Origin of the sequence: Streptomyces sp. NPDC001292 (assembly GCF_042896465.1) — a bacterium.
Classification (GTDB): domain Bacteria; phylum Actinomycetota; class Actinomycetes; order Streptomycetales; family Streptomycetaceae; genus Streptomyces.
Genome location: NZ_JBIAXG010000040.1, coordinates 1 through 7397, shown reverse-complemented (window position 1 = coordinate 7397; position 7397 = coordinate 1). Strand labels below are relative to the sequence as shown.

The following is a 7397-nucleotide window of genomic DNA, read 5'->3' as shown; positions in this document are numbered from 1 at the left end:
CGCACTCCTCATACTGGGCGCCGGTTTCGTGGTCTACTCCATGCGCCGGGAGCGCCTCGGCTTCTGAACCCGCCCGGCGCTCCCCCGACTTGGGCCCCGGCCCGCCGTCCTACAGCAGCGGGCCGGTGACGGTCTCGGCCGCCGCGAGGAGCCGGCCGTCCCGCACGAAGGCGTCCGCTGCGGCGAGGTCGGGCGCGAGGAAGCGGTCCGGGCCCGGTCCCTGCACTCCCGCCTCGCGCGCCGCGTCGATGACCGCGCGGCTCGCCGGTGCCGGGGTGAGGCCCTCGCGCAGCTCGACGGCGCGCGCGGCGGCGTACAGCTCGATCGCGATGATCCGGGTCAGGTTGCCGACGGCCGTCCGCAGCTTGCGCGCCGCCGACCAGCCCATGGAGACGTGGTCCTCCTGCATGGCGGAGGACGGGATGGAGTCGGCGGACGCCGGCACGGCGAGCCGCTTCATCTCGCTGACCAGCGCGGCCTGCGTGTACTGGGCGATCATCAGGCCCGAGTCGACGCCCGCGTCGTCGGCGAGGAACGGCGGCAGGCCGTGGCTGCGGTTCTTGTCGAGCAGCCGGTCGGTACGGCGCTCGGCGATCGAGCCGAGGTCGGCTGCGGCGATGGCGAGGAAGTCCAGCGCGTAGGCGACCGGGGCTCCGTGGAAGTTGCCGTTGGACTCCACCCGGCCGTCGGGCAGGACGACGGGGTTGTCCACCGCGGAGGCCAGTTCGCGCTCGGCGACCAGGCGGGCGTGCGCGAGGGTGTCGCGGCCGGCGCCGGCGACCTGCGGGGCGCAGCGCACCGAGTAGGCGTCCTGGACGCGGGGAGCGTCGTCCTGGTGGTGCCCGGTGAGGCCGGAGCCCTTGAGCACGGCCAGCATGTTGGCGGCGGACGCGCCCTGTCCCGGGTGCGGGCGGATGGCGTGCAGCTCGGGTGCGAGGACCTTGTCCGTGCCGAGCAGCGCCTCCAGGCTGAGGGCGGCGGTGATGTCGGCGGACTTGTACAGGGTGTCGAGGTCGGCGAGGGCCATGATCAGCATGCCGAGCATGCCGTCGGTGCCGTTGAGGAGGGCCAGGCCCTCCTTCTCGCGCAGCTCGACGGGCCGGATGCCGTGCTCGGCGAGCAGCTCGGCGGCGGGGCGTACGACCCCGTCGGGGCCCTCCGCGTCGCCCTCTCCCATGAGGGTGAGGGCGCAGTGGGACAGCGGGGCGAGGTCGCCGGAGCAGCCGAGGGAGCCGTACTCGTGCACGACCGGGGTGATGCCGGCGTTGAGCACGTCGGCCATGGTCTGCGCGACCTCGGGGCGCACGCCGGTATGCCCGGAGCACACGGTCTTCAGCCGCAGGAACATCAGCGCCCGCACGACCTCGCTCTCGACCCTCGGGCCCATGCCGGCGGCGTGCGAGCGGACGATGTTGCGCTGGAGCTGGGTGCGCAGCTCCTGGCTGATGTGCCGGGTCGCCAGGGCGCCGAAGCCGGTGCTGACGCCGTAGACGGGTTCGGGCTTGGCCGCCAGCGCGTCCACGATCTCCCGGGCCGCCGCGAGGGCCGCCACCGCCTCGTCGGAGAGCTCGATGCGGGCGCCGCCGCGCGCCACCGCGAGAACGTCGGACGTGGTGACCCCCGACGTCCCCACCACCACAGTATGCATATCCATATTCAGGAGCGTACGCAGTGAATGTGAAGATGTCACTAGTGGACGCCGGGAGTGACTCTTACAACTCGCGGCCGCGATTCCCGGCGCCGCTCAGGGCCTGCGGCCCCGGAAGCGGCGCCGCTCCACCAGGGCCTCCGGTACGGGCGGGGGCGCGTCGGCGAGGCGGACGACCGGGTCCTGCGCCCCCTCCCGGCCCGCGACCACGGGCCGGTCCGCGCGCAGCGCCTTCGCCCGGTACTGGGCGGCGTCGGCGAGCCGGAACAACCGCCGGGCCGACGGCACCGGCCCGATCGCGTGCTCGGTCGAGGCCACCCCGCAGGCGACGCCCTCGCCCAGCTCCAGCTCGGCCGCGCGCCGGCACAGCTCGTCGGCCGCCTTGATCACCTCGTCGGCCGGGGGTCCCACCGCGACCAGGCAGAACTCGTCGCCGCCGAGCCGTGCCACGAGGGCGCCCGGCACCATCGCGCCGCACAGCGACAGCACGGAGCCGAACCGTTCCAGGAGCCGGTCGCCGACGGCGTGGCCGAGGGTGTCGTTGACCTGCTTGAGCCCGTTGAGGTCGCAGACGACGAGGCTGACGGCGACCCCGTCTACGCGGTGCCGCTCGATCGCCTCGTCGAGCATCACGTCGACGGCACGGCGGTTGGCGAGCCCGGTCAGCGCGTCCGTGAACGCCAGCCTGCGGGCCTCCTCCAACCGCTCGCTCTGGGCGAGCCCGGCGGCGACCACTGCGGCCAGCACGGTGGCGAAGTCGGCGTCGGACCGGCCGAAGAGGGGGAGGCCGAGCGGACGGGCGACGTAGAGCTCGCCCCAGGCGCGTCCGTGCTGCACGATCGGCGCGACCACGCAGCAGCCGCGCCCGCGCCGGCGCAGCGCGGCGACCCGCTGGTGGCTGTAGCCGGGGTGGCCCGCGGCCGCACCCTCGGAGGTCTCCACCCAGGCGTCGGGTTCACCGCCCGAGGCCCACCGCTCGTGCAGGAACTCGGTGATCTCCGGGAACTGGTGCACCGGGTAGGCCTCGTCCTCGGGGAACTCCTCCTCTTCCGGTGCCCGGTCCCCCACGTTCACCAGGACCCGCAGCCGGCCGCGCTCGCGCTCCCAGGCCGAGAGCGCGGCGAAGCTCCCCTCCAGCGCCCGGCACGCGCCGAGCGCCGCCGCCCGCCACGACTCACGCGAGGTCTGCGCCGCGGCCATCCCCTGCGCCAACGCCACGACGGCCGCCAGCCGCCTGTTCTCGCCCATCACCCCAGGCTAGGGATGTTTCGGTTGAATCGAGACATTGGCCCACGTAAAAGCGCGCCGCGGACGGTCAGCGGACCCCTCACGGGATCTCGTGTCCCCGGATCACCGAAGCCCACATTCGCCCCACGGCCCCCGGGTCACCGGACCCACATCGCGGCCACACGGCCCGGCGGCCACGGCCAACGACAGGCACGGAGCCGCAGGACATCCGGACCAAGCGGCCCCACCCACCCCTCCCGATCAGCACACAACACGCCTCCCCGCAGCCGCGGGACTCCCGGATCCCGGCCCAGCGCCGGGCACCCACCACTCCGACCAGGGGGTGGCTACTCTCCCGGCCAGTGCGGGGGGCGCTTCTCGTTGAAGGCTGCTACTCCCTCCGCGCGGTCCGCCGAGAAGGCGACCGAGCGCCAGGCCGCGTCCTCGACCTCCAGGCCGGCCCGCAGGTCGAGGCCGTGCCCGAGTCGCAGCGCGCGCTTGGCGGCGCGCAGCCCGACCGGCGAGTTCGCCGCCATCCGGGAGGCCAGCTCAAGCGCCTCCTCGCGGTCACGGCCCTCGTCCACCAGATGATCCACGAGGCCCAGCTCAGCCGCCTCCGGCCCCTCCAGTCGACGTGCCGTGAAGATCAGCTCGGCCGCCCGCGCCGCCCCCACCCGCCGGGGCAGCAACTGCGTACCGCCGCCGCCGGGGATCACCCCCACCGACACCTCCGGCAGCCCCACCACGGCCGTACGGTCGGCCACGATCACATCGCAGGACAGGGCCAGCTCGAAGCCGCCGCCGAGCGCGAACCCGTGCACCGCGGCGATCGTCGGCATGGGCAGTTCCAGTACGCCGGTGTACGCCCCGCGCGCGACCGGGCGCTGGCGCACCAGGTCGGCGTCGCTGAAGGAGTTGCGCTCCTTCAGGTCGGCCCCGACGCAGAACGCCCGCTCGTGCGAGGACGTCAGGACGACCACGCGCGCGTCCCGGTCGGCGGCGAGCGCCGCACACGCGGCGGCGATCGACCGGGCCATGTCCGTGGACACGGCGTTCATCGCCTTGGGCCGGTCCAGGACGAGCTCCGCGACGTACTCGTGCCGCCGCACCAGCACGAACTCGCCGAACCGCTCCTCGCTCATGACATCCTCCTGGTTAACGCGGGTTAACAAGAAACCAGCCTCGATCATCGCAGCCGCTCCCGCGCGGGGAAAGGCCGGACGGAACACCAGCGCGGCCCCGTTGTCGAGACCCGGCACCTCGTTCGAGTGACATCTCCGTCCAACTCCCACCGAACCCCCAGGAGAGCGCATAACGTGCGTCCGCCATGGCGCATCGGGGGGCGCGAGCGCATCGGGGAGGACGGCGATGACGACGCACACGGCCACAGTCCGCCAGGACGACGACAACGACAACGACGACCACACGGGCATAGGGGCCGACGTCACGGCGGAGGAGACCGCCGCCGTGCAGACGCGGCCCTGGGGCCCCCGTGCCCGTGGACGGCACCGCAGGCGCCGGCCCCGCAAGGCGCTGCTGGCCGCAGGAGGGCTCGCGGTGGCCGCCGGGGTGCTGAGCCTCGTACGGCTGGCGCCCGAGTCCGGCCTGGGCGGCCTGGGCACCGCCGAGGCCGAGCCCCACGCGGCCCCGGGCCACGGCTCCGGCCGCTCCGCCGGAACCCCCGCCGGAACCTCCGCCACGACCGGGGCCGGCCCGGCGGCCGCGCCCTCGGCGACCGTCGCCCTGGGCGGGGTGAGCGCCGCACCGGTCCCGGACGGAAGCTCCGCACCGACGGCGCCCCCGTCCGCGGCGGCCACCGCGGAGCCCTCGGCGCTCCCGGAGACCACGACCGTTCCCACGGCGCCCTCGGAGGACACGGACCCGCCGGAGCACCCGGGCCCCACCGACGCACCACGCCCGCCCGCCACCACGGCCACGGCTCCGCGCCCCGCACCGACCCCGAGCCGGAGTACGCAGCCCCCGGCCCCGCCCTCCGGCGGGGGCGGCCTGTGCCTGCCGATCATCGGGCTGTGCGTCGGCGCCGAGGCCGGTCCCGGCCGCTGAGGCCGCGACCGCCGGTTACGAGGTCCCGTCGTTCCGCCGGGTGAGCAGCCAGGGCTCGACCACGCCCAGACCGCGCACCGGGCGCTGCCACATCGGCTGGAGGGCGAACCGGTACACCGGCGGCTCCTCGCCCTCCTTCTCCGCGGCCGCCGCGGCCTCGGCCGCCTCCGCCTCGGACGCCGGGGCGTCCCCGGTGCGGATCAGCTCCTCGGCGAAGGCGCTGTCCACCAGGACGGCATCACGCGGAGCTATCGAGGTGAGCCGGGACGCGAGGTTGACGGTCGTGCCGAACACATCGCCCATACGAGTGGTCACCGTGCCGAACGCCATGCCCACACGCAGCTCCGGCATCGTCTCGTCGTGGGCCATCGTCTCGACCAGCCGCAGCGCGATGTCCGCCGCCGTGCCGGCGTCGTCGGCGGCGTACAGCACCTCGTCGCCGAGCGTCTTGATGAGCCGGCCACCGCGCGCGGCCACGAGGTCGGCCGAAGTCGTCTCGAACGCCTCGACGAGCTCGCCGAGCTCCTCCTCCTCCATGCGGCGGGTCAGCCGGGTGAAGCCGACGAGGTCCGCGAAGCCCACGGCCAGCCGCCGGTCGACCATCTCCTCGTCGTCGGCGGCCTGCACGACCCGGCCGGCCGAGGCGGCGAGCTGGCGGCGCCAGACATAGACCAGGAACTCCTCCAGCTCGGGCAGCAGCAGCTCGACGATCGGGTACGTCACCTCGGTGCGGGTCATGCCGGGCTCGGGCGGCTCGGTCAGGCCCTCCAGGAAGGAGTCCATCTGCCATTCGGCCAGACGGGCGGTGGTCTGCCCGGTGGACCGGGCCACCTGCACGGCCATGGCCTCGCTGAGCAGCCCCGCCTCGACCAGACCCGCGAGCCGCCGCAGGGCCAGCACATCGGCCTCCGTGAGCGCCTTGGCCTGGCCTATGTCGGCGAAGCCCATGGCCCGCCAGAAGCGGGAGGCCAGCTCCATGGAGACGCCGGCGCTGCGGGCCGCCTGGAACGGCGTGTAGCGCCGCTCCGCGCCCAGGATGAGCTGTTCGAGACGCAGCGCGAGAGGGTGTCCGCCGGAATCGGCGGCGTCGGAGTCCCCCTGCTCGAGCGAGGACAATGGCGGAGGCTCCTCCCGGCCGTCCGCGTCCGCGCCGGAGCCCGTGTCGTCGACGGTCACGCCTGCTGCCCTTCCGATCTGCCACGGTCAGGTATCGACCGGCCTCAACTCTACGGCAGGTGTGCGCCAGCTCACTCCGTCAGGTCGCGCCGAGGGGGGAGCTGACCGGCACTGATTCACACGGGACGCAGGTGCACGATGTCGCCCGCGCCGACCGGCTCCTGCACTCCCTGCTCCGTGGCGATGACCAGACGGCCGTCGCCGTCCACCGCGACCGCCTCCCCGACCACCGACCGGTCGCCCGGCAGTTCCGCCCGGACCACCCGCCCGAGCGTCGCGCAGCCCGCCGCGTACGTCTCCTGCAGACCGCTCGCGGCCGCGTCGCCTCCCACCGCCCGCCATCGGCCGTACCAGTCCTCCAGGGAGCGCAGGACCGACCGCAGCAGCGGGTCGCGATCGGTGCTCACGGCTCCGGCGAGGGCGAGGGAGCCGGCCTGCGGGACCGGGAGCTCGTCCTGCCGCAGCGTGACGTTGACGCCGACGCCGATGACCACGGCGTCCTCGCCGGCCCGCTCGGCCAGGATGCCGCCGGCCTTGCGTTCCTCACCGCCGACGGTCACCAGCAGGTCGTTCGGCCACTTCAGCGCCGTGTCGACCCCGGCGGCCCGGGACAGGCCCGTGGCCACCGCGACCCCGGTGAGCAGCGGCAGCCAGCCCCAGCGGGCCACCGGCACCTCGCTGGGCCGCAGCAGCGCCGAGAAGAACAGGCCGGAGCGGGGCGGAGCCGTCCACCGGCGGTCCAGGCGGCCCCGGGCGGAGGTCTGCTCCTCGGCGATCAGGACAGTCCCCTCGGCCGCCTGCCCGGCGGCGGCCCGGGCCACCAGGTCCGTGTTCGTGGAGCCGGTGCTCTGCACCACGTCCACCTCGGACCACAGTCCGTCCGCCCGGACCAGCCCGCGCCGCAGGGCCCCGGCGTTCAGGGGCGGGCGGTCCAGGTCGGACCAGCGGCTGCCGTGCGGCACGTTCTCGGGGTTGTCGTCTGCTGCATCTCGCGGCGTCATGCAAGCCACCCTAGGTGTGGGGAACGCCGCACTGCCGAACGGCGGGCCCCCTACTACGCTACGGATGAGTAACCGTCCCCCCTTGTGAGCAGGCAGGGAGCCGCGATCCCGATGTCCGAGCCGGAAGAGCGCCAAGAGATCGACATTCACACGACCGCGGGCAAGATCGCGGATCTGCAGCGCCGCGTCCTGGCGGCGACGCACGCCGGCTCCGAGCGCGCCGTGGAGAAGCAGCACGCCAAGGGGAAGCTGACGGCCCGTGAGCGGATCGAACTGCTTCT

Annotated in this window: 6 protein-coding genes and 1 pseudogene; 2 read left to right on the top strand and 5 right to left on the bottom strand. The window is 74.3% G+C overall.

From position 1 onward, the window contains the following. Positions 1-109: 109 nt before the first annotated feature. The 3 genes from hutH to ACFY4A_RS32110 all read right to left on the bottom strand — a co-directional run bounded on the left by hutH (position 110) and on the right by ACFY4A_RS32110 (position 4017). A complete protein-coding gene (hutH, locus tag ACFY4A_RS32120) occupies positions 110-1648 on the bottom strand; it encodes a histidine ammonia-lyase (protein WP_390832895.1) in 1539 nt (512 codons plus the stop codon). A 96-nt stretch (positions 1649-1744) separates the two neighbouring features. Beyond that, positions 1745-2896 carry a diguanylate cyclase domain-containing protein gene (locus ACFY4A_RS32115; RefSeq protein WP_390832833.1) on the bottom strand — a complete coding sequence of 384 codons (1152 nt, stop codon included), beginning with the start codon at positions 2894-2896 and terminating at the stop codon, positions 1745-1747. A 326-nt stretch (positions 2897-3222) separates the two neighbouring features. Continuing rightward, entirely contained in the window at positions 3223-4017 is a 795-nt protein-coding gene (locus ACFY4A_RS32110) for an enoyl-CoA hydratase/isomerase family protein (protein ID WP_390832832.1), read from the bottom strand. Positions 4018-4243: 226 nt separating this feature from the next. Between ACFY4A_RS32110 and ACFY4A_RS32105 the strand changes: the two genes are divergently transcribed. Then, complete coding sequence (locus ACFY4A_RS32105) at positions 4244-4939, top strand: hypothetical protein (protein WP_390832831.1); 696 nt, start codon at positions 4244-4246, stop codon at positions 4937-4939. 15 nt (positions 4940-4954) lie between these two features. Here ACFY4A_RS32105 and ACFY4A_RS32100 read toward each other — a convergent pair whose 3' ends face one another. Together ACFY4A_RS32100 and ACFY4A_RS32095 are read right to left on the bottom strand one after the other, a co-directional pair. Then, positions 4955-6115 (bottom strand): adenylate/guanylate cyclase domain-containing protein, encoded by a 1161-nt coding sequence (locus ACFY4A_RS32100; protein ID WP_390832830.1) that lies wholly within the window; start codon positions 6113-6115, stop codon positions 4955-4957. A 116-nt stretch (positions 6116-6231) separates the two neighbouring features. Beyond that, positions 6232-7116, bottom strand: coding sequence for a biotin--[acetyl-CoA-carboxylase] ligase (locus ACFY4A_RS32095; protein WP_390832829.1), 885 nt, complete (start codon positions 7114-7116; stop codon positions 6232-6234). A 111-nt stretch (positions 7117-7227) separates the two neighbouring features. On the opposite strand from ACFY4A_RS32095, the pseudogene ACFY4A_RS32090 reads away from it, so the two are divergent. Further along, positions 7228-7397: pseudogene (locus ACFY4A_RS32090) on the top strand (methylmalonyl-CoA carboxyltransferase); the annotation flags it as partial.